At 60.6% G+C, this 21,159-nt stretch carries 22 protein-coding genes and 1 pseudogene; 8 read left to right on the top strand and 15 right to left on the bottom strand.

All coding sequences use genetic code 11. From position 1 onward, the window contains the following. Positions 1–94 precede the first annotated feature (94 nt). Positions 95–889, top strand: coding sequence for a creatininase family protein (locus tag FE782_RS08475; RefSeq protein WP_158299306.1), 795 nt, complete (start codon positions 95–97; stop codon positions 887–889). Positions 890–1,013: 124 nt separating this feature from the next. Then, the gene (locus FE782_RS08470) at positions 1,014–1,757 is read left to right on the top strand and encodes an EcsC family protein (protein WP_138193646.1); all 744 of its coding nucleotides are present in this window, start codon (positions 1,014–1,016) and stop codon (positions 1,755–1,757) included. An 18-nt stretch (positions 1,758–1,775) separates the two neighbouring features. Here the strand turns inward: FE782_RS08470 and FE782_RS08465 are convergent, their stop codons facing one another. From FE782_RS08465 to FE782_RS08450, 4 genes are all read right to left on the bottom strand, one after another. Beyond that, complete coding sequence (locus FE782_RS08465; protein WP_138193834.1) at positions 1,776–3,725, bottom strand: YjhG/YagF family D-xylonate dehydratase; 1,950 nt, start codon at positions 3,723–3,725, stop codon at positions 1,776–1,778. A 52-nt stretch (positions 3,726–3,777) separates the two neighbouring features. Next, a complete protein-coding gene (gucD, locus tag FE782_RS08460) occupies positions 3,778–5,241 on the bottom strand; it encodes an alpha-ketoglutaric semialdehyde dehydrogenase GucD (protein ID WP_138193645.1) in 1,464 nt (487 codons plus the stop codon). Between the two features lie 81 nt (positions 5,242–5,322). Next, a complete protein-coding gene (locus tag FE782_RS08455; RefSeq protein WP_138193644.1) occupies positions 5,323–6,198 on the bottom strand; it encodes a fumarylacetoacetate hydrolase family protein in 876 nt (291 codons plus the stop codon). Between the two features lie 101 nt (positions 6,199–6,299). Beyond that, positions 6,300–7,058 carry an IclR family transcriptional regulator gene (locus FE782_RS08450; RefSeq protein ID WP_138193643.1) on the bottom strand — a complete coding sequence of 253 codons (759 nt, stop codon included), beginning with the start codon at positions 7,056–7,058 and terminating at the stop codon, positions 6,300–6,302. 145 nt (positions 7,059–7,203) lie between these two features. On the opposite strand from FE782_RS08450, the gene FE782_RS08445 reads away from it, so the two are divergent. Then, positions 7,204–7,386 carry a twin-arginine translocase TatA/TatE family subunit gene (locus FE782_RS08445; protein ID WP_138193642.1) on the top strand — a complete coding sequence of 61 codons (183 nt, stop codon included), beginning with the start codon at positions 7,204–7,206 and terminating at the stop codon, positions 7,384–7,386. 37 nt (positions 7,387–7,423) lie between these two features. Here FE782_RS08445 and FE782_RS08440 read toward each other — a convergent pair whose 3' ends face one another. Genes FE782_RS08440 through FE782_RS08430 form a run of 3 tightly spaced genes read right to left on the bottom strand, consistent with a single transcriptional unit; the run spans position 7,424 to position 10,359 of the window. Continuing rightward, positions 7,424–7,816 (bottom strand): c-type cytochrome, encoded by a 393-nt coding sequence (locus FE782_RS08440; RefSeq protein ID WP_138193641.1) that lies wholly within the window; start codon positions 7,814–7,816, stop codon positions 7,424–7,426. A 40-nt stretch (positions 7,817–7,856) separates the two neighbouring features. Continuing rightward, positions 7,857–9,572, bottom strand: coding sequence for a GMC family oxidoreductase (locus FE782_RS08435; protein ID WP_138193640.1), 1,716 nt, complete (start codon positions 9,570–9,572; stop codon positions 7,857–7,859). Positions 9,573–9,597: 25 nt separating this feature from the next. Beyond that, positions 9,598–10,359 carry a gluconate 2-dehydrogenase subunit 3 family protein gene (locus FE782_RS08430; protein WP_138193639.1) on the bottom strand — a complete coding sequence of 254 codons (762 nt, stop codon included), beginning with the start codon at positions 10,357–10,359 and terminating at the stop codon, positions 9,598–9,600. A gap of 122 nt (positions 10,360–10,481) precedes the next feature. Here FE782_RS08430 and FE782_RS08425 point away from each other — a divergent pair, with 122 nt between their 5' ends. After that, entirely contained in the window at positions 10,482–11,168 is a 687-nt protein-coding gene (locus FE782_RS08425; protein ID WP_138193638.1) for a hypothetical protein, read from the top strand. An 83-nt stretch (positions 11,169–11,251) separates the two neighbouring features. Here the strand turns inward: FE782_RS08425 and FE782_RS08420 are convergent, their stop codons facing one another. Next, entirely contained in the window at positions 11,252–12,070 is an 819-nt protein-coding gene (locus FE782_RS08420) for a phytanoyl-CoA dioxygenase family protein (protein ID WP_138193637.1), read from the bottom strand. 224 nt (positions 12,071–12,294) lie between these two features. On the opposite strand from FE782_RS08420, the gene FE782_RS08415 reads away from it, so the two are divergent. Beyond that, complete coding sequence (locus tag FE782_RS08415; protein ID WP_138193636.1) at positions 12,295–12,690, top strand: SET domain-containing protein; 396 nt, start codon at positions 12,295–12,297, stop codon at positions 12,688–12,690. Between the two features lie 38 nt (positions 12,691–12,728). Here the strand turns inward: FE782_RS08415 and FE782_RS08410 are convergent, their stop codons facing one another. Next, positions 12,729–12,992 (bottom strand): HPr family phosphocarrier protein, encoded by a 264-nt coding sequence (locus FE782_RS08410; RefSeq protein WP_138193635.1) that lies wholly within the window; start codon positions 12,990–12,992, stop codon positions 12,729–12,731. Between the two features lie 149 nt (positions 12,993–13,141). Here FE782_RS08410 and FE782_RS08405 point away from each other — a divergent pair, with 149 nt between their 5' ends. Then, positions 13,142–13,951, top strand: a complete 810-nt coding sequence (locus FE782_RS08405; RefSeq protein WP_238392387.1) for a peptidylprolyl isomerase — start codon at positions 13,142–13,144, stop codon at positions 13,949–13,951. A gap of 13 nt (positions 13,952–13,964) precedes the next feature. Here FE782_RS08405 and FE782_RS08400 read toward each other — a convergent pair whose 3' ends face one another. The 3 genes and pseudogenes from FE782_RS08400 to FE782_RS08390 form a co-directional block, all read right to left on the bottom strand. After that, positions 13,965–15,311 (bottom strand): FAD-dependent oxidoreductase, encoded by a 1,347-nt coding sequence (locus FE782_RS08400; protein ID WP_138193634.1) that lies wholly within the window; start codon positions 15,309–15,311, stop codon positions 13,965–13,967. Positions 15,312–15,403: 92 nt separating this feature from the next. Next, a complete protein-coding gene (locus FE782_RS08395) occupies positions 15,404–16,417 on the bottom strand; it encodes a LacI family DNA-binding transcriptional regulator (protein ID WP_138193633.1) in 1,014 nt (337 codons plus the stop codon). 408 nt (positions 16,418–16,825) lie between these two features. Beyond that, positions 16,826–17,344 (bottom strand): annotated as a pseudogene (locus FE782_RS08390) (acyl-CoA thioesterase); the annotation flags it as partial. Between the two features lie 125 nt (positions 17,345–17,469). Between FE782_RS08390 and FE782_RS08385 the strand changes: the two are divergent. Both FE782_RS08385 and FE782_RS32570 read left to right on the top strand, forming a co-directional pair. After that, positions 17,470–18,360, top strand: coding sequence for a LysR family transcriptional regulator (locus FE782_RS08385; RefSeq protein ID WP_138193632.1), 891 nt, complete (start codon positions 17,470–17,472; stop codon positions 18,358–18,360). A gap of 108 nt (positions 18,361–18,468) precedes the next feature. Then, positions 18,469–18,624, top strand: coding sequence for a hypothetical protein (locus FE782_RS32570; RefSeq protein WP_171045990.1), 156 nt, complete (start codon positions 18,469–18,471; stop codon positions 18,622–18,624). A gap of 56 nt (positions 18,625–18,680) precedes the next feature. On the opposite strand, the gene cysK is transcribed toward FE782_RS32570, so the two are convergent. Genes cysK through FE782_RS08370 form a run of 3 tightly spaced genes read right to left on the bottom strand, consistent with a single transcriptional unit; the run spans position 18,681 to position 21,151 of the window. After that, positions 18,681–19,604: a cysteine synthase A gene (cysK, locus tag FE782_RS08380; RefSeq protein ID WP_138193832.1), complete on the bottom strand. Its 924-nt coding sequence runs from the start codon at positions 19,602–19,604 to the stop codon at positions 18,681–18,683. A gap of 38 nt (positions 19,605–19,642) precedes the next feature. After that, positions 19,643–20,380 carry an ABC transporter ATP-binding protein gene (locus FE782_RS08375; RefSeq protein ID WP_138193631.1) on the bottom strand — a complete coding sequence of 246 codons (738 nt, stop codon included), beginning with the start codon at positions 20,378–20,380 and terminating at the stop codon, positions 19,643–19,645. Continuing rightward, complete coding sequence (locus FE782_RS08370; RefSeq protein WP_138193630.1) at positions 20,381–21,151, bottom strand: ABC transporter permease; 771 nt, start codon at positions 21,149–21,151, stop codon at positions 20,381–20,383. Between the last annotated feature and the right edge of the window lie 8 nt (positions 21,152–21,159).

The following is a 21,159-nucleotide window of genomic DNA, read 5'->3' as shown; positions in this document are numbered from 1 at the left end:
AAGGGAGGTTTTCGCCGTCGCGGCGGCAGGAGAGTGCGGATCGAGGCGCGAAGAGAATACAGTAAACCTAAGAAGGAAAGAAGGAGACGCCCGAGTGAAAACGTATTACGAGCCCGAAGTCGTCGCGCGTCATGTGCCGCTGGAACCGATCCCCGACGAAGTGAGGGCGGCTTATTTACGCCCCGGCGAGCTGCTCGCCGTTATGGAGCGATTCCCGGTCGCTTATCAACCGCTCGGCACGATCGAATGGCACGGCCGGCACAACCCGCTCGGCTGCGATTCCATTAAAGCCGAGCAGGTGTGCATTCACGCCGCACGCGCCGCGGGAGGCGTCGTCATGCCTCCCCTTTATTTCGCCGCGGACGCGCATTGGGATTGCGGGCACGGCATCGGCTACGGCATGGACGCGGAGGCGGGCTTCCAGCTGCCCGGATCTTTTTATCCGATGGCGACGGACCTGTTCGCGAAGCTGCTGCAGAGCGCTTGCTCCAATTACTTAGCGCGAGGGTTTCGGCTCGTCGTTCTCGTCTCCGGACATAACCCGTCGATCCAACAGAACGTCATGGATGAAGTGTGCTACTCGTTCAAGTCGCCGGACGGCGCGGAGCCCGTCGTCGCGACGATGGAGAACAAGCTCGTCCCGAGAGGCGACCCGCGAAGGGGCGGCGACCATGCCGGCGGCTATGAAACCAGCATGATGCTCTACTTGTGCAAGGATCGGGTCCGCTTGGAAGCGAACGAAGACGCGGACGTGCCGAAGCTGGGCGTCGGCGACGGCGGCGGCGGGATCATGCTGGAAGAAGCGTCCGCGGAGGAAGGCAAAATTCGATTCGAACTGCAAGTCGCGGGCCTCGTCGAACTGGCGGCGCGCAAGCTGGCCGCGCTGTAGGCCCTTATCTCCCAGACCTTCGTCGAGTTCGGCCTCCTGCCGCAGCCTCTTTCCGAGCCGAGGGAACTTCCATACAATAGCGACATGGAATAGTCGAAACTTGGTAGGATGGGAGATAAAACCATTGAACGCATATGAACAGCGCATTCGATTCGAATTGGACGTATGGGAGCGCCGCCTGACGGAACCGCCGGGATGGCTCGAACGAACCTCGAAGACGATCAGCGCGAAAATCAACGAGTTGATCCCTGCGAAGGTGCATCAGGCGATCACGGCGACCGTACGATCGATCGTTCGTACGGCGCTCTTCGGCGCCGAATATACGCCCAGGCGGAAGGTGAATCGCGACGCGACGCTCGAAGAGGCCGATCAGGAAGCGAGGAATACGCTCTCGTTATACCAGAAGATCGCGACGGCCGAAGGCGCCGGCACCGGCACGGGCGGCCTGATTCTGAACGCCGTGGACTTCCCGGCCTTGATCGCGATCAAGATGAAATGTTTGTTCGAGTTGGCGCATGTTTACGGCTACGATACGAATTCGTTTTCCGAGCGGATCTTTCTGTTGAACGTGTTCCGGCTCGCCTTCTCGAGCAATGCGCAGCGCGAATACGTGCTGGATTTGATCCGGCGATGGGACGTCGAGAAGGAACGATGGTCTTCGGATTCCGAGTATTACCGACGCATGGATTGGGAGACGTTCCAGAAGGAGTATAGAGATTCGATCGATTTTCGGAAAATGCTCCAGATGGTGCCCGGCATCGGCGCGGTCGCGGGCGCCTGGGCCAACTACACCATCTTGGAGGAGCTCGGCGAGGTCGCGATCAACGCGTATCGCATCCGCCGACTCGGCGACGCTTCTTACGAATAGACGCCGTTCCGCTCCCGTCTACCAACCCAGCGCCTTCTTCCCCGCTTCCAACGCCGCCACGATCCGGTCCGCGTCGTAGACGCCGCCGCGCCAGGTGCCGCCGCTGACCGATTGCAGCGCCGCCCAAATCCGCGTATCGTCCGGCAGCTCGGGATCCGGCGCCAAGTCCGGGTGAGGCGTTCGCATCGCCAGGCGCCGCTCCCCCTCGTCCGCGTCGAATGTCTCTTCTCCCTCGCCGACGAAGTCGATGCGGCCGGTCAATCTAACCCGATCGATCTCGATGCGGATCCGGTCCCCGTCGCGCAGCTTGCCGATCGGTCCGCCCGCCAGCGCCTCCGGCCCGATATGCCCGATGCAAGCGCCCGTCGACACGCCGGAAAACCGCGCGTCCGTCAGCAGCGAAACATATTTCCCGAAAGGCAAAAATTTCAGCGCCGACGTCAGCTGGTACGTCTCTTCCATCCCGGTGCCGCTCGGCCCTCGGCCGATGAGCGCCAACACGTCCCCCGCTTGAATGCCGCCGGTCTTGATCGCCTTGACGGCGGCCTTCTCGGAGACGAATACTTTCGCCTGCCCGATATGCCGGTACACCCCGTCGTCCCCTACGACGGACGGATCGATCGCGGTCGACTTGATGACCGCCCCTTCCGGGGCGAGGTTGCCGACCGGGAACGTCACCGTCGACGTCAAGCCGGCCGTTCGCGCCCGTTCGGGCGTAAAGACGACGTCGTCCGGATCGATGCCGTCGACGTCCCGCAGACGCTTGCGCATCCGATGTCTGCGCTCCGACGACTCCCACCAGTCGAGCGTCTCCCCCAACGTCGCCCCGGCGATCGTCATCGCCTTCTCGTCCAGCACGCCGAGTCCGCGCAGCTTCAGACAAACCTCGGGCACCCCGCCGGCCAGGAAGACGCGCACCGTCGGGTGATGGATCGGCCCGTTCGGCAGCACGCTCACGATGCGCGGCACCGCCCGATTCACGTCCGCCCAGTCCGCGACGTCCGGAATACGAACGCCAGCGGCATGCGCGATGGCCGGGATATGGAGCAGCAGGTTCGTCGAGCCGCCGAACGCGGCATGAATCGCCATCGCGTTGCGAATCGCCGCATCAGTCACGATCGCGCCGACGGTCAGCCCGTTGTTTGCGGCGCGCATCGCGGCCCGAGCCGATTGACGCGCCATCTCCTCCCATACCGGCTGTCCGGACGGCGCGAGCGCGGCGTGCGGTACGGTCAATCCGAGCGCCTCGGCGACGACTTGCGCGGTGCCGGCCGTGCCGAGGAACTGGCAGCCGCCGCCCGGCGTCGCGCAAGCGCGGCAGCCGAGGTCCGCCGCTTCCTCGAGCGACAGCTCGTCGTTCGCGTACCGCGCGCCGATCGTCTGGATTTTCCCGGCGTCTTCGCCGACGGTCGGCGGCAGCGTCACGCCGCCGGGCACGATGACGCCCGGCAGCTTCGACATGCCTGCGATGGCGATCATCGTCGCCGGAAGTCCCTTGTCGCACGTCGCCACGCCGATGACCGCCTTGCGCGTCGGCAACGAGCGGATGAGGCGGCGCATGACGAGCGCGGCGTCGTTCCGATACGGCAGCGAATCGAACATGCCGGTCGTGCCTTGAGAACGGCCGTCGCACGGATCGCTGACGTAGCCCGCGAACGGGACGCCGCCGGACGCCGCGACCTCCCGAGCCGCGGCTTGCATGAGCAGGCCGATCTCCCAGTGGCCCGTATGATAGCCGAGGGCGATCGGCCGGCCGTCCGCGTCCCGGATGCCGCCCATCGTGCCGAGCAGCAGCACTTCCGGTCCGCCGAGCCGGCTCGGCGCAAGCCCCATGCCGACGTTCTGCGACCAACCGAACAAGTCGCCGCTCGGCGCGTGGCGAAGCTGCTCCGGCGTCAACGGCAGCGAGCCGCTCGGACCTGGCGCATGCGTACGAATGCGGAAGACGTCGTCGTCCTCCGGTCCCATCACGGAAATCAAATCGGCGGAGCTCACGGAAGCATCGGTCCCTTCGGTCGCATTATGGTTTCAGGAATACGGTCTTCACGGACGTATAAAACTCGATCGCCGCCTGCCCTTGCTCGCGGGAATGCGAACTCGATTGCTTCATCCCGCCGAACGGCGCCTGCAGCTCGACGCCCGCCGTCTCCGCGTTGACGCGAACCAATCCGGCGTCGATCTCCTGCACGAACGCGAGCGCCTGCCCGATATTCTTCGTGTATAACGAAGCGCTGAGCCCGTAGTCGACGTCGTTCGCCAGTTCGATCGCCTCCTCCAGCGATTCCGCTCGAAGCAGCGCCAGCACCGGGCCGAAAATTTCCTCCTGGGCGATCTTCATCCGCGACGTAACGCCTTCGAACACCGCCGGCGTGACGTAGAAGCCGTCCTTCAGCGCCTCGTCGGTCGGCTTCGTACCGCCGAAGACGAGCTGCGCGCCTTCTTCGACGCCTTGACGAATGTACGACAGCACCGTGTCGTACTGGCTTTCGTTCGCGCACGGCCCGAGCCACGTATCCGGCTGCATCCCGTCGCCGACCTTCAGCGTAGCGATCTTGTCGAGCAGCTTCGCTCGGAACGCGTCGTACGCGTCCTTCACGACGATGACGCGGCTCGTGGCGGTGCACTTCTGCCCCGTCGAACGAAGGCCGCCGCTGATCGTCGCCTCGACCGCCAAGTCGAGATCCGCATCGGCCGCCACGACGATCGGATTTTTCCCGCCCATCTCGAGCTGGTATTTCGCGCCCCGCGCGAACGCCGCCGCCCCGACCTGCTTCCCGACCGCGTTCGACCCAGTGAACGTTATACCGTGAATGCCCGGATGCTCGGCCATGCCCTGCCCGATCTCCCGTCCGCCGCCGACGACCATCTGGATCGTCCCGGCCGGGAAGCCCGCTTCGTGGAAGCACTCCATAACTTTCGCTGCGGTGACCGCGGTATCCGTCGCCGGCTTCCAGACGACGCAATTCCCGTAGATCAACGCCGGCGCCAGCTTCCAAATCGGAATCGCCACGGGGAAATTCCACGGCGTGATGGCGCCGACGACCCCGAGGGGCGCCCGCGTCGTATAGAGGAGCGCCTCGGCGTCCGTCGCCGGAATGACGTCGCCCGTCTTGCGCATGCCTTCCCCGGCGTAATAACGTAAGATCGCGACGCCCCGGGCCGTCTCGCCCTTCGCCTCGGCGAACGTCTTGCCCATCTCCCGCGTCATCGTTTCGCCGATCTCGTCGAGTCTTCGTTCCATCAGATCGGCCGCCTTGAACAGCAGCGTTCCGCGCTGCGCCCCTGTCAGCTTCCTCCAGGCGCGGCGCGCCTCGTTCGCCGCTTCGACGGCGCGGTCCAAATCCGCCCGCGTCGAAGCGGGCACGACACCGACGACGGAGCGATTCGCCGGGTTGACGCTCGGCACCGTCGCGCCGCCCGCGGCCGCGACCCACGCGCCGCCGATGTAATTCGCATATACGGGAATATCGTTCGTTGCATTCATACGATGGGTTCATCCTCTCTTTGTATGTACTCATTCAAGGACCTATCAATTATTTTCATGTATCCGCTTACATGTAAATCCTCATGCGACGACGGAATTGATCAGCGTACCGATGCCGGCGATGTCGATCTCGATCCGATCGTTCGCCTCCAGCGTGAATTGGTTCGGGGGGACGATACAGGTGCCTGTGAGCAGTACCGTGCCTTCGAAGATCACGTTATCCCGCCGCAAGAACGAGACGAGCTCCTCCAGTCTCCGCTTCAGCTGGCCGGTGTTGGCGCGCTCCTCGACGACCAACCGGCCGCCTCGATAGATGCGAAGCTCGATGTCGAGCGCGTACGGGTCCGGCGTCGTCTCGGCCAGGCGCAGCGTCGGTCCGAGCGAGCATGACTGCTTCCACATCTTCGCCTGGGGCAAATACAACGGATTCTCTCCTTCGATGTCTCGGCAGCTCATATCGTTGCCGATCGTATACGCGACGATGCGGCCGTCGCCGTCCAACACGACGCCGAGCTCGGGCTCCGGGACTTGCCACGCGGAATCGCTGCGCAGCGAAACCTCGCCGCCGGGCCCGACCGTACGCGCCGCCGTCGACTTGAAGAAAATTTCGGGGCGTTCCGCGTCGTATACTTTGTCGTAGAAGGTGCTTGCGTCCAGCTTCCCGCCGGTCGCTTCGTAATTGCGCGCTTCCCGGCTCCGCTGGTACGTGACGCCGGCGGCCCACACTTCCGGCGCTTCGATCGGTACGCCGAGCGTCAGGCTCCGCCAGTCGTCTGCGATCGGCGACGCTTCCCGGATCGAAGCGCGCGCCGCATCCGCCGCCGTAACCCCGTTCGCCGCCGCCCGCCGAACAAGCGCGAACACGTCCGCGTCCGGCAGCGCGTACGCCGCGTCGGCGCCGTCCGGAACCGCGCCGAGCCGCCATCCCGTATGTTCCCGATACCGAATCAGCCTCATGAATCATTCCTCCCGAAGATATTGTTGTTTTATATTATAAAACATCGTTCTCGTATCGGGATTCGCGGAAGAAACCCGCGGCCGAAGACGAGACCGACGGCTTACCCCTTGTACCCGAGCTGCCGAGAGATCGCCTTCGCCGCCTCCAGCAGCTCGTCGATCAACGCGCGCAGCGCGTCGTCGTCGACGGACGAAGTCATCGTCGAAACGCTGATCGCCGCCGCGGCGACGCCGCTATGGTCGAAGATCGGCGCGGCCGCGCATCGGACGCCGGGCTCGTTCTCCTCGTCGTCGATCGCGAAGCCGCAGCCTCGTACGCGAGTCAACTCCGCTAAGAAGGCTTCCCGGTCGCCGATCGTCCGCTCGGTGCGCTTGTCGAACGTATAATCGTCGAGCAGCGCATGGAGGGCTTCGAGCGGACGGAACGCGGCCAACGCTTTCCCGACGGCGCTGCTGTGCAGCGGGACGCGCCGTCCGATGCGGGAGTACCGGATGGCGGCCTTCGCCCCTTCCACCTTATCGATATATACGCCGTCCCTGCCGTCCAATACGACCAGATGCGTCGTCTGTCCGCTCTTCGCCGACAGCTCGGCGATATACGGCTTCGCGATCGACCGAAGATCCATCGACTGCAGGAGCATATTCCCCTTCTCGACCAAAGCCAAGCCGAGACGATATTTTCCGCTTTCGTCGTCTTGCGCGATATATCCGTGATGCATCAGCGTCTTCAGTAGGGAATGTACGGTGCTCTTATGCAGCTGCATGCGGGCGCTGATCTCCGTAATTTTCAGCTCCGGCGTTCGTTCGTCGAATAAATCGACGATTTGCAGCGCTCGCTGGACCGATTGTATCAACGGCATCTACGACGCTCCTTGCCCATTATGTTTTATATTATAAAACCGAATACTATATTATGCTCCGGAATACCTTCAGGATAACAAAGAATCGTATGAGCGTCTATAAGGGCATGATAAAGAAAATTCCACGCGGAAGGAGTCGAGCCCCATGCCGTTCGGAAACATCGGGATCCCCGGGCTCGTCCTGCTCTTGCTCGTCGCCCTGCTGATCTTCGGGCCGTCGCGATTGCCGGAGTTGGGGCGCAGCTTCGGACGAACGCTGAACGAATTCAAAACCTCGACGCGCGAGCTCGTGTCCGATTTCGAAGACGACAAGGAAGAACAAAAATAAAGGTCGACGGCGGAGCTCCCGCCGTCGACCTTCTTTTTTACTTCATCGCCGCAAGCCATTGCGAAAGCGCGCCGATCTCGTCGTCCGTCAATCGGCCTTCGAACGCCGGCATCCCGTTCCCGCCGCCGGCGATCTTGGCCGCGATCTCTTCCTGCGTCATATCGGCGCCGACCTGCTGCAAGCTCGGGAAGCTTCCTGCGCCGGCCAAGTCCGTCCCGTGGCATGCCATGCAGTTCCCTTCGTAGATCGGTCTCGCCGTCGCTTCAAGATCCCCGCCGCCAGCGTCGCCCGCGGCGCCGTTCTCCGTCTCGGCAGGCGGAGCGGCATCCCCCGCGGGAGCTTCGCCGGCATCGTTCCCGCCGCCTCCGCCGCACGCGGAGAGCGACGCCGCCAGCGCCATGCAGAGCAGCATCCATCGCATTTTCACCATCGTATTCCATCTCCCTCGCTTTGGATTGTTTCCGTTCGCGTCACGCGAGAATTCCGCCCTTCTTGCTATACGTCGCGATCCCTTCCGCGGCGCGGTAAGAGAGCGCCCCCAATGTACCCGTCGGGTTGTACCCGCTGTTGTGCGCGAAGGCCGAGGCGCCGATCACGAACAAATTTTCCATATCCCACATCTGCAAGTAGTTGTTGACCGCCGAAGCGCTCGGATCGCTTCCCATGATGACGCCGCCGGTGTTGTGGGTCGACTGATACGTCATGATCTCGTATGGTCCCAACTCCTTCAAGGACTCCATCAGGCTGGGCCGCATCTCTTGCATAATTTCCGAACAACGATCGGTCAGATACTTCGCGAGCTGACGATCCTGCTCTTCGAAATCGAACGTGATGCGGATCAACGGATCGCCGAAAGCATCCTTATACGTGGGGTCCAGATCAAGGTAGTGATGCCGGAAAGGCATGGAGGCGCCCTGCCCGCCTACCTTCAGCACGCGGTTGGCGTACTTGAGCGATTGGGCCTTAAACTCCTTGCCCCATTTCGGCGTACCTTCGGGAACGGTGTTGTTTTGAATCGGTCGTTGCCCCGTATTCGTAAAACTAATGTTCCCTCCGTGGATGAAATTTAATTCGGAATGATCGAAGTTGTCCCCGTTGTAGTCGTCTAAGCTCATACCGAGCGACCCGGCGCCGGCGAACAGATTGTATTCCGCGTCGTCGAAGAACCCCATCGCGCTTCCTTTCATCACCTGATACGCATAGTTTTTCCCGACTACGCCGGTGCCGCTCGCAGGATCGTACGGTTTCCCGATTTCGGACATTAACAGTAGACGTACATTGTTAAACACGTATCCCGTAAGCACCACGATATCCGCAGGCTGCTCGATCTCTTCTCCCGTCGTAATGTCCGTATACAGCACTCCCGTCGCCTTGCCCCCGGTATGCAGGATGCGACGGACGTTCGAGTGGGTCCGAATTTCGAACTTCCCCGTCTTCTTCGCGACAGGGATGACCGTAACGACCGGGTCCGCTTTCGCGCCGAACTCGCAGCCGAATCGTTCGCAATACCCGCAATACTGGCACGGCGCCCGCGAGATGCCGTCCGGATTCGTGTAGGCGGTCGATAGATTGGCGGACGGCATCGTGAACGGATGTAAATTCAGCTTACTCGCCGCATCCGCGAATCGCTTCATCGACGGCGTCTGAATCATCGGCGGCGTCGGATACGGGCTGGAGCGTTTGCCGCCGAGCGGATTTTCCTCCCCCGAGATGCCGGCCATCTTTTCGAACGCGTCGAAATAAGGCTCCAGCTCGTCGTATGTAATGCCCCAATCTTGTATGGTCATCTCCGCCGGGACTTTGTTTTTCCCGTACCGTTCCTCGGTCAGGCTCCGAATTTGAAAGTCGTACGGCAGGAAGCGGAACGTCTGGCCGTTCCAATGCACGCCCGCGCCGCCGAGACCTTCGCCCAATAGGAACGATCCGTACTGCCGCATGGGAAGCGCCCGGATTTTCTCGTTGCTTCGGAACGTGATGGTTTCCTTCGACAGGTCCTGCATCAATTCGTACCGAAGCGCATATCGAAGCTCGTCATGAACCATGAAATAATCTTCCGTCGTCCGCTCCCGCCCGCGCTCCAGCCCGACGACCGACAAACCGTTCTTCGTCAGCTCGGATGCGATGATGCCTCCGGACCAGCCGACGCCGATAATGACGACGTCCGTCTTCGGCAATTTCTTGGCCATCTGTTCATTCCTCCTTTTCGTAAGCTCAAGAGTGCGCTACATGGTCTTTCAAGCTTCTAGGCGGCACCTTCGTGAAGTCTTTATCCATAATTTGCGTGTATGACATCTGACTGCCGGGGTAGTTGCGCATCGCCCAGCCGGCCATATTTTTGTTCCCCCCGTACAACGGGTCGCTATAGACGCCTTCCAACGTGCCGCTGCGGAGCATACTGAAAAATCCGCTGGCGGATATCGTCGTCACCGGCACCTCGTCGTTTTGGAACGCCGTCAGCACCGCGTCCTGCTCTTCCTCCGTCAGGTTGACGAACGCTTTGCCGTACTGGCTTTGACTGTAGTTTTGCATTTCCCGAAGACCGATTTGGAAAATGTCCCTCCGCTTCAACCGCCCCTGATAGCCCTGCACCTTCTCCCCGACGAAGAACGGGCCTTGCATATAATCTCTAGCGTTGAAGCCCCACTCGCTGGCGAGTTGATGGTCGAGGTAGTAGGCGACGCCGAGCTCCTTCGCGCCGGGCCCGTTCTCGTCCGTCGGGAAGATGCGCTCGGTCGCCGCTTGCGCGATCGAGAACTGCTCCTGCGTAAAGAACATGAGCGCTTGCCCGTAATCGTTCCCCTCCGCGGCCGGGGCGGCCGGAGGCGCCGCTTCCTGCCGCTTCGGCAGTAAATAACCCAAGACGCCGCCGAGAACGGCGCCGCCGACGGCATATCCGGATGTAACGAGAAACTGCCGGCGCGACATCCCCTTCGCTTGATCGTCGGTCGTCTTCGGACGTTCTTGTTCGTCCATCGTCGTGAAACCTCCCGCGCATTATTCTTTGCCTTGACAGTGGTTTTCCCCTATGAAAAACCATTCATACACTAAAAATCCAATGGGCATGTTAATCGTAAATTTCGGAGGAGGTTTACCATATGAAACGAAGCTATCAAGCAGCCGTCGCCGTCTTATTCGGAATTTCGTCGCTCGCGAGCGGATGCGCCGGGAACGATCGTACGGCGGCCGACAACGAGCAAGTCGTCCCGCACGAGGGTCATGACGACGGCGCCGGGACGTCCGCGCACGGAGGCGATATCGGGGTCATTCCGAGCGTAAGCGGACCGAAGACGCACACGACGAACGAACGCGGACGGACGACGAGCGGGATGGGGACGTCCGTATACAGCATGATCGGGTCGTCCGGGCTTCATGAGGGCGGCGTGTCCTCGCATATCGAATCCCGGATATCGGCGGAGGGCGTCGAAGGCGTGGAAGTGTTCGTCATCGACGACACCGTCATCTTGGCGCGGGAGAAATCGTCGAACGTGTCGAACCGATACGATGCGCTGCAGAACGAGGTGTTAAGCCCGACGCAGGGCATGTCGGGCAAGGGAGCGCGCGGGGAAGGGACGAAGACGGAGCGGAGCGCCGAGGACGATAACCTCGCGATCGCGAAGAAACAGGTGGAGGCGATGTTCGACAACCATGTGCGCATCTTGACCGCTACGGACGCGAAAGCCGTCGAGTTGATCGAGCGCATTCAGTCGAAGATGGCCGCTTCCGCCTCCGGCCGTTCCGTCGCGGAAGACGTATCGGAGCTGCTGGAGTTGGCGAAAGAATAGGATTTTACTTTACGAAAGAAACGGACACCTCCTCGGAGGTGTCCGTTTTCGAGTGGGAATCGAGCGACGATCGGCTCGAAGCGTTATGCCTCGCCCATCTTCAAGCCTTCGATATCGTGCTTCTGTACGATCGGTTCCAAACGGTCCACGATGCGGCATAACAGATGGCGCTTCACTTCGTCCGGCAGCGTTTCGTAATAGGCTTGGGTAACCTGCAGATCGTGCCGCTCGTGGTTGTTCGCTCCCGGCGCATCGACGCCTAGAACGAGAACCGGCCTCGCTCGATCGGAGCGGTTGGCCGTCCCGCGGTGGATCGTCAACGCCGAACGGACGGAGATGTCTCCCATCTTCGGCATCTTCCGCTCCGCTCTCGCTTCGTATCGGGAATAGCGGTCCTGCGGCGGAAACATGCCGTGCTCGAAATCCGCGGCGTCGTCCCACTGCGTGCCGGGCGCGATCTCGAACGGTCCCATGTCCGGCTCGACGTCGACCGCGGTGACATTGAAGGCGAGCGAGGTGAGACGTCTGCCCTTGTACGTGTCCTCGGGCGACGGAAAGTCGCGATGCCACGGTTGGTCGACCGCGCCGGGATTCGGTACGTCGAAACCGATCTCGACGATATTGTAGTCCGGACCGAGCACCGTCTCGCATACCGCCCTCACCCAGGGATGCGCGGCCAGCTCGACGAAACCGCGAAGATCCTCCGGATGGATCTCGACGTAATGGCGTTTCGGTCCGCGGCCGACCGTACCGCCAGGCCGCTGCAGCGCTTCGCGGTACAGCGCCTCGAGATCTTCCCTAAGCGCCTCCGCCCACTCGCGGGGGAACGCTCCCTTCAACCCTGCGATGCCGGGCCCGTACAGGGCGCCCATGATCGCGGCCGGTTCGTATGCATTCGTCATAAAGATCTCTCCAGCTCTGAAGTTTGCTTCAGTCTACCGCTTCCGACCGCGAGAAAACACGACATATTTCTACTTCGGCCGGACGATTTTTTTGGTTTCTCGCCGAGCCGGCGTCTGGTGCCGACGGTTGCCGATTCCGCGTTCATACGGTACACTCGAAGTTGGTTGTAACCATCGACCTGCGAAGCAATTCATTTCATGAGAAAGCATACAGGTGACTATCAATGATCGAAATCAAAACATCCGCGGTGTCGGCCGGAGAGTTCAAGAGAGGCGTGTTCGCCACGCGCAATATCGCCAAGGGAGAACTGATTCACGAAGCGCCGGTCATCCCTTACCCGAACGAAGAGCACGAGCATATCGAGAAGACGATTCTCGCGGACTACGTCTATGAGTACGGCGCGAATCATACGGCCATTTTGTTAGGATACGGCAGCTTGTTCAACCATTCGTATCAGCCGAACGCTACGTACGAGATCAGCTTCGAGAAGCATACGTTCGACTTCTACGCTTATAAAGATATCGTTGCGGGGGAAGAAATTTTCATCAACTACAACGGCGAAGAGGATTGCATGGACCCGCTATGGTTCATGGAGCCGTCCGAATCGTCTGAAGCATGAAGAAGAAGGCCGACGCGACGTCGGCCTTCTCTTTAGGTTCAGGTTCGATTCTCGAACGTCTCGCTCAGCCAATGGATCGCTTCCTCTTCGTCCTTCCCCTTCGTGCGCAGCAGGATGTCCGTTCCCCGCCGAAGCGCGAGCAGCATCGTGCCGAGCACGCTCTTGACGTCAATCTTGAACGACGTCCCTTCTTCCTCGTATTCGATCAAGATGTCGGCGCTGAATTTGCCGGCTTCCTGCGACATCCGCTGCAGCTCCTCGATCCCGAAGTCGTTCGCAATCGTAAGGCGATGTACTCTCATTCTCGCTCATCTCTCTCTTTCGCCGCGCTTTCGGATCCTTCCTATAGTAAATTTGTAATCGCATCCACGCAGAAAGTCAATGATTTCTTGCCGAATGCCGATATAATCGGAGTAGCGGACATATCGCAACGAAAACGGAGGAGAATGAATTGAAGAAAGAGACTTGGGGCAAGCTGAAGGTTTTGACGACAGGCATTCTGATCGGGGCCGCGATGACCGCGTCGGTGGGCGCGAGCGCTGCGGGTCAGCAGATCGAAGTGTATTTCAAACAGCTTCGTTTCGTATTCGACGGATTGGACAAGCCGATCGCGCCGGAGCAAGGAACGCCGTTCGTGTATAAGGGGACCACTTACGTTCCTCTCCGCTATATGAGCGAGACGATCGGCAAGCCGGTCCATTACGATCCGAAACGCGAGACGATTTACGTCGGCAACCGGTACGCCGCGCCGCCCGCGATGACGATCGACGCCGAAGCGGCTTACGAAGCGACGATCGAGACGTCCAAGGGCAGCTTCACGATCGAGTTGTTCGCGAAGGACGCCCCCGTGACGGTGAACAATTTTGTATTTTTGGCGAACGAAGGCTTCTATGAAAATGTGATCTTCCACCGCGTCCTGAAAGACTTCGTCATCCAAACCGGCGACCCGACGGGAACAGGCCGAGGCGGTCCCGGCTACGCCTTCAAGGACGAGCTGGACAACGGGCACCGGTACGAACCGGGCGTCGTCGCGATGGCGAACGCCGGCCCGAATACGAACGGCAGCCAATTTTTCATCGGCACGGGAGAGGAAAGCGAATTGCTGAATTCCAACCCGAACTATACGATCTTCGGTAAGGTCGTCGACGGCATGGACGTCGTCTTGGACATCGCCGCCTCTCCGGTGAAGGAGAACAACGGAGAACTCAGCCGACCGGTCTCCCCCGTCTCCATTCTGAGCGTCTCGGTTACGAAAAAATAATCCTCGCTCGGCCTTATTTCGTCAAGCCGAGTTCGGCGCCGCCGGCCGTCAGCCGCTCCTGCAGATCGAGAATCGGTACCGATTCGACTTCGCGCCGGAGCGACGAGGCGAGCGCGGCCGCGGCGCCGGCCGCTTGACCGATCGCCATGCAGCTCGGCGTCAGCCGGGTCGTCGCCTGCGCCTCGTGCGTCGTCGAGATGCATCTTCCCGCCAGCAGCAAATTCGTCGTGCGAATCGGCACGATGCTCCGGTACGGAATGTCATAGGCGCCGCCTTCGCGGATAAAGTTGGCGGTGACGCCGCTGCCTTCCGGATCGTGGATGTCGATCGGATAACCGCTCCGCGCGACGACGTCGTCGAATCTGCGGCCGTCCAACACGTCGATCCCGTTCAGCACATACTTCCCCGTGATTCTTCGGGTTTCCCGAACGCCGATCTGGGCGCCGACCGCCGAGACGCTCGCCTTTTCGAACCCCGGTATACGTTCGCGGAAGAAAGACTCCAGCAACAGCACTTGTTCTCGTCCCTCGAATTCCGCCTTCGTTAAATCCCCGATGTCCGTCGGGTCCAATCCCGAGACGCGGGATACGTTGACGAGCACCTCGTCTTCGTTCGGACCGACGAAGAACAGCAGCCCGTCGCGTTCGACAGGTAGCCCCGCCGCCTTCCACTGCGCATAAAATCCCATAACGCCCGTCACCGGAAGCCGATCCAGCTCGGACGTCAACGACTTCTCATAGAAGTTCGAAGGATCGTCCTGCATGGCCCGCTTTACTTTGGCGACGTCTACGCCGCGCATCCGGAACTTCATCGTCATCGGCTGCACCTTCCCGTTGGCGTTGCCCTTCTCGTACGGCACGCCGGCCATCGCCGCGATGTCTCCGTCACCTGTGGCGTCGACGAAGACGTTCGCGGACAACGTCGAGACGCCGCTCTTGTTGTACAGCGTAATCGAGTCGATTCGCTCCCCTTCCGTCTTGACGTCGATCGCCGACGTGTGGAGCAGGATATCGACGCCGGCTTCCTTCAGCATCCGTCCGGCCAACGCTTTGTACACCTCGGGATGATACGGGGTCAGCGTATGAACGAAGCCGATCGTATCCCGAAGATGACCTGGCGACGCGTTCAGCGCCATAAGTCGATCGACGATTTCCTGCGCGATCCCCTTGATCACTTGTTTGCCGGAGGCGGAATGGAACGTCATCCACGGATACACCATCGCCGCGGTCGACATCCCGCCCAGAAAGCCGTACCGTTCCGCCACGATCGTCTTCGCGCCGTTACGCGCCGCGCTGAGCGCGGCTGTAATGCCGGCCGGACCTCCGCCGAGCACCGCTACCTCATAGTTCATCCTGGACATAAGCGATCACAACCCTTCGTATTATTTGGAGCGCTCCCAGATTTGCGTAAAGAAAAAGGACAGCCGCCTGCCGTCTTGGCGGCTTCCTTCCCTTACGTCGATGCCCTGACGATTAAATCGTTCTCGATGACGACGTCCTTCGACGCATCCGCGGGAAGCGCGCCGCGCAGCATGTCGAACAACAGCGAAGCGGCTTCCTTGCCGAGCTTCTCCTTCTCCTGACGAACCGTCGTCAGCGGCGGCGACGCATGACGCGATTGCGCGATGTCGTCGTAGCCTGCGACCGCCACGTCCTCCGGCACGCTGCGCCCGCTCTCCAGCAGGACGTCCATCGCGCCGAGCGCCATCAGATCGTTGGCGGCGAACACCGCGTCGAACGACGCTTGCCTCTTCAGCAGCAGCCGCATTTCCCGAACCGCTTCCTCGCGCTCGGCGCGCCCGGCGATGATCAAGGACGGGTCCATGTCGAGTCCGGCTTCCCGGAGCGCCTCGCAATACCCGGCGAACCGTTCGTTCTCGTGATGCATATCGGGAAGGCCTTGGATGTACGCGATGCGACGTCTTCCCCGTTCCAACAGATGCTTCGTCGCGCGATACGCCCCGCTGCGGTAATCGGAGGCGACGCAGGCGAGCGGCAGGGAACCGAACACTCGCTTCCCGATCAATACGTAGGGGATGCCCCGCTGTCGATAATAATGCAGGTACTCCGGTTGAATCCGCTCCCCCATAATGATGAGACCGTCCGTCTTCCGCTTCGTGGCGATCCGCTTCCAATATTCCGCGTCCGCTTCCTTCCGGTTCGCGTACAGCAGCAGGTCATAGTCGTTCGAAGCGGTCTGCTCCTGAATGCCCTGCAGCGCTTCGAAGAAGATATGATGCTTCAGGAAATCCGGCTTGTCGCCGAAGACGACGACGCCGATATTGCCGGTCTTCCCGCCCGCTAAGCTTCTGGCTTGCGGATTCGGAACGTACCCGGTCCGTTCGATGACGGCGAGCACCCGCTCCCTTACGTTCGGCTTGACGCCGGGCTGCCCGTTCACGACCCGAGAGACGGTTCCTCGGGACACGCCGGCAAGTTCCGCGATCGATTCCAACGTATGCGCCATCTGACCACCCTCTTCTGGGAGCGCGCACAACTCAACATACGACTATTATTGAGGAACCCGCACCTGCTGTCAACTACAATCGAGAAAAAAGCCTCCCTCCCAAAGCTCGGGACGAAGGCTGCATTGTTAGCGTTAATTCCAGTCTTCCCACAGGGAAGCATAAGCGCGTTCGGCGGATTTTTTCTCTCCGGCAGCGTAGTCGCTGCCGACGGCGTTCCGTCGCTCGACGGCGTGCGGCTCGGCTGCGGTTCGTTCGACGACGGGCGTTCGTCGGCCGGAACCGACGTTCCATTCGGCTTTCTCGTCCGTCAGCCGTTCGGGAGCAACCGGATCCCCGGCTTCCCAGCCCGACGGACCCGCGAAGGCGTTCGAGTCGTCCCGCCGCCGGCCCGGCGTTCCGCCGAGCTTATAGTCGACCCCGAGATATTCCGCGAATTTCTTGCTTTCTTGTCTTCTTATTTTGCGTGCTTCCTTCCGTTCCAATGCGCTGTCGTACAACAATTTCTCCTCCTGCGTCTGCGGAATGACGCCGGGAACGTGTATCGGCTTCCCTTCTTCGTCTAAAGCTACGAAAGTCAGGAACGACGTGGCGCATACCTTCCGTTCCCCTGTCAACAAATCCTCGGTGATGGCGCGAACGAACACCTCCATCGAGGTGCGGTGCGACCATGTGACGAAGGCGGACAAGCAGATCGCGTCGCCCTTCTTCACGGGATGCAGGAAATCGACGGAGTCCGTCGATGCCGTCACGACGGGTCTGCGCGCGTGGCGCGTCGCCGCGATCGTCGCGACGTCGTCGATGTAAGCCATCAGCTTGCCGCCGAAGATCGTGCCGTGATGGTTCGTGTCGGGCGGAAGCACGATCGATGCTTTTATCGTATACGACTCGGATGCGGGCTTCGAATCGGTTTTCGTATAAAATGTCATGTCTGCTTCTCTCCTTCTCTCATGTCTATGATGCATATCACTCTACAGCGAATTGAAATATAAGTAAAATACATATATCGAATGATTTTCATTCCATCTGTCTATAGAGAAAGGAGGCTGTTAATTTGGATCTACGACAGCTCTCTTATTTCGTAGCCGTAGCGAAAGCGCAAAGTTATACGAAAGCCGCGGAGCGGTTGCACGTGACCCAGCCGACGTTATCGAAGATGGTCCGGCTGCTCGAGGAGGAGCTGAACGTCACCTTGTTCGAACGCGGCGGAAGCAAGCGCATCCGACTGACGGACGCCGGCGAAATTTTGCTGCGCTCGGCCCAAGGCATCTTAACCTCCATGGAAAACATGACGACCGAGCTGGACGATCTGCTCGAGCTCCGAAGAGGCGATCTCCTGCTCGGATTGCCTCCCATGATCGGCGGTCGGTACTTTCCCCCGATTCTCGAGCATTTCCACGCCAAGTACCCGCATATCAACATCAAACTGATCGAAAAAGGCGGGAAGCGCATCGAAACGGCCGTCGAAGCCGGCGACCTGGACGTCGGCATCGTCATCCTGCCCGTGGAGAACGAAGCGGCGTTCACGATTCAGCCGTTCTTCGAGGACGAGCTTCGGGCGGTGCTGCACGCGGAGCATCCGCTCGCTTCCCGCTCGTCGATCGCGCTGCGCGAGCTGGCAGACGAGCCGTTCATCTTGTTCGGAGAGCAGTTTACGCTGCATCATTTAATTTCGCAGGCTTGCGAAGAGGAAGGGTTCCGGCCGGAGATCGCGTTGGAAACGACGCAATGGGATTTCATGACGGGGATGGTCGCCGCTCGCTTCGGCGTCGCGTTCTTGCCGCAGAACGTCTGCGATAAGATCGACGACCCCGCCGTTCGAACGGTTCCGCTCGCCTTCCCGGAGCCGAAGTGGAGGCTCGCGATGATCTGGCGGAAAGAGCGGTATTTGCCGTATGCGGCGCGGGCGTGGATCGAGCTGTTGAAGGGGTGGACGTTCAGCTGAACATCGCCGCCGCACCTGGGGCGGGAAGCGTTAGAAGCTTTTCCCGAGGGGTAAAAACGCAGTGTATCGAGAATAATACGATTGTTCGATAGCAGAAGGAGGTGCGACATGGCTAAGAAGCAAAAGCAAGCTGCTAAAGCGGCCGTACAATCGACGGAGTTGAACAAGATGCCGGTTCCGGGCGCCGAGGATACGGAGTTTTCGGCGGAAGAAGCGGCTCAGGCGTTCCAGGGCAAAAACAACGGCAAATCCCGCCGTCAATAAAAACGAACAAAGCGCACGGACCCCGAAGGAACGGGAGCCGTGCGCTTTTCTTTCGGTCAATCCTCGAAGGCGAATAAATCCGAGGATAAATATCGTTCGCCGCTGTCCGGCGCAAGGCTGAGCACGCGCGCGGAAGCCGGCAAGCCGCCAGCGACTTGAACGGCGTAGAACGCCGACGCGGCCGCCGATGCGCCGACCAGGATGCCCTCTTCCCTCGCCAGCCGTCGAGCCATGCGCTGCGCGTCGTCGTCTTCGATGTGAAGAATTTCGTCGAAGGCGCCGCGGTTCAGAATGGCCGGGACGAAGCCCGGTCCGGTTCCCGGGATTTTGTGCGGCCCCGGCTCGCCGCCAGCCAGCACGGGCGAACCGGCCGGCTCGATCACGTAAATCCGAATGCCGGGAATCCGCCGCTTCAGCTCTTCCCCGACGCCCGTCACCGTTCCTCCGGTTCCGGCCGTTACCACGAGAGCATCCAATCCGCCTTCGAAGGCGTCGTAAATCTCGAGCGCGGTCGTATGTCGATGCGCGTCGGGATTCGCCGCGTTCTCGAACTGCATCGGGATGAACGGATCGGGGACGGTGGCCGCGAGCTCGTTCGCCTTCTCGATCGCGCCGGTCATCCGCTTGGCGGCGGGCGTCAGGTAAACCTCCGCGCCGTACGCTCTCATGACCGATATTCGCTCCTTCGTCGCGTTATCGGGCATCGTGATGATGCAGCGGTACCCCTTGGCGGCGCAAACCATCGCAAGGCCGATGCCGGTGTTGCCGGACGTCGGCTCGATGACGGTCGTGCGCCCCGGCTGGATTCGTCCTTCCAGCTCCGCGACCCGAATCATATTCGCAGCGGCCCGGTCCTTGACGCTCTTGCCGGGATTGAAGGATTCAAGCTTCATATAGACGGATGCGGGAACGTCGGCCGCGACCCGGTTCAGCCGTACGATCGGCGTCTCTCCGATTAAATCCATAACGGACGTAACCATCTTAGGCAACGATATCCCCTCCTTCTACTCGGTTGCTCTTACTCTTCCAGTCCTAAGAGCTGCATGATTTCTTGTCGGTGCGAGACGAACTCCTGGCTGTGCCGGTTGCGCGGCCGCGGGCTGTCGAGACGGATCGTGCGAATGATCTGACCGGGCCTCGGGCTCATGACGTACACTTTATCCGCCAAGTACAGCGCTTCGTCGATATCGTGCGTAATCAGGAGCATCGTCTTGCCGGTCCCGTGCCAAATCCGGATCAGCTCGTTCTGCATCTTCAGCCGGGTCATCGCGTCCAGCGCGCCGTACGGCTCGTCCAGCAGCAAGATCTCCGGATCCATGACGAGCGCGCGCGCGATCGCGACGCGCTGCCGCATGCCGCCGGACAGCTGGGACGGGAAATAGTGATTGAATCCGGTGAGGTTCACCTTATCGAGCACCTCGTTAATTCGGGGAAGGCGCTCGTTCTTTGGTATATTCGCGATCTCCAAGCCCATTCCGACATTCTGCTCGACCGTGAGCCATGGATATAACGCGTGCTCTTGAAAGATCATCATGCGGCGCGGCGACGGTCCTTCGATCTTGACGTCTCCGGAGAGTACCTCGCCTTCCGTAGCCGTCTCGAGCCCCGCGAACATCCGGAGCGCCGTGCTCTTGCCGCAGCCCGACGGTCCGACGATCGCCGCGAATTCGCCCCGTTCAACCTTTAGACGAATGTCCTTCAGCACCTGCAAATCGCCGAAAGACTTGCTGACTTGACGCAATTCCAACGTTTGCATTTATCGTTCCTCCCCACCGCCGACGTACCGCCAGCGAAGAAGTCTGCGTTTCAACCGCTCGAGCAGCACCTGGTCCAGCAGCGTCGCGAACGTGCCGATGACGATGATATACATGATGAGACCGCTCATATCGGCGACATTCGCAGTGAAGGTAATCGAGAAGCCGAGTCCGACCATCGTGCTGCCGACCATCTCGCCCGCGACGAGCGATCGCCAGGCGTTGCCGAAAGCGACCTGCGCCCCCGTAATGAACGCCGGGAACGTCTCGGGCAAATACACCTTGCGGAGCAGCTGACCCTTGTTCGCGCCGAGCACCTTGGCGACTTCCAGATGGGTGCGGATGACGCCTTCCGTTCCGTTCATGACCGAGATCGCCATCGGGAAGAAGCTGGCGATCATGACGATGAGGATGATCGGAACGTCGCCGAAGCCGAAGATGATCATTAAGAACGGCAGCCAAGTAATCGGCGGGATGGATTGCAGAATGGCGATCAAGCGACGCAAATATAACGCAAAACCGCGGTACAGTCCGGCGACGAGCCCCAGAAATCCCGCGACGATGCAAGCGATCGGATATCCGACGAACAGCCGGTACAGGCTCGCCCCGACGGTCTGCCAGAACTTCTCGTCGTTCAGGCTGCCAACGAGTCGATCGAATACGGCGGGCAGCGATGGGAAAATGATCGGATTCAGCCAATTCCCGAGCTGCAGCAGCGCCAACAGCGACGCCACTGCAGCCAGGAACGGCCAAACGTTACGAATGCTTCGCATCGTGTCGC

This window comes from Paenibacillus antri (assembly GCF_005765165.1).
Taxonomy (GTDB): Bacteria; Bacillota; Bacilli; order Paenibacillales; family YIM-B00363; genus Paenibacillus_AE; species Paenibacillus_AE antri.
This window is presented reverse-complemented; position numbering and strand designations above follow the sequence as displayed.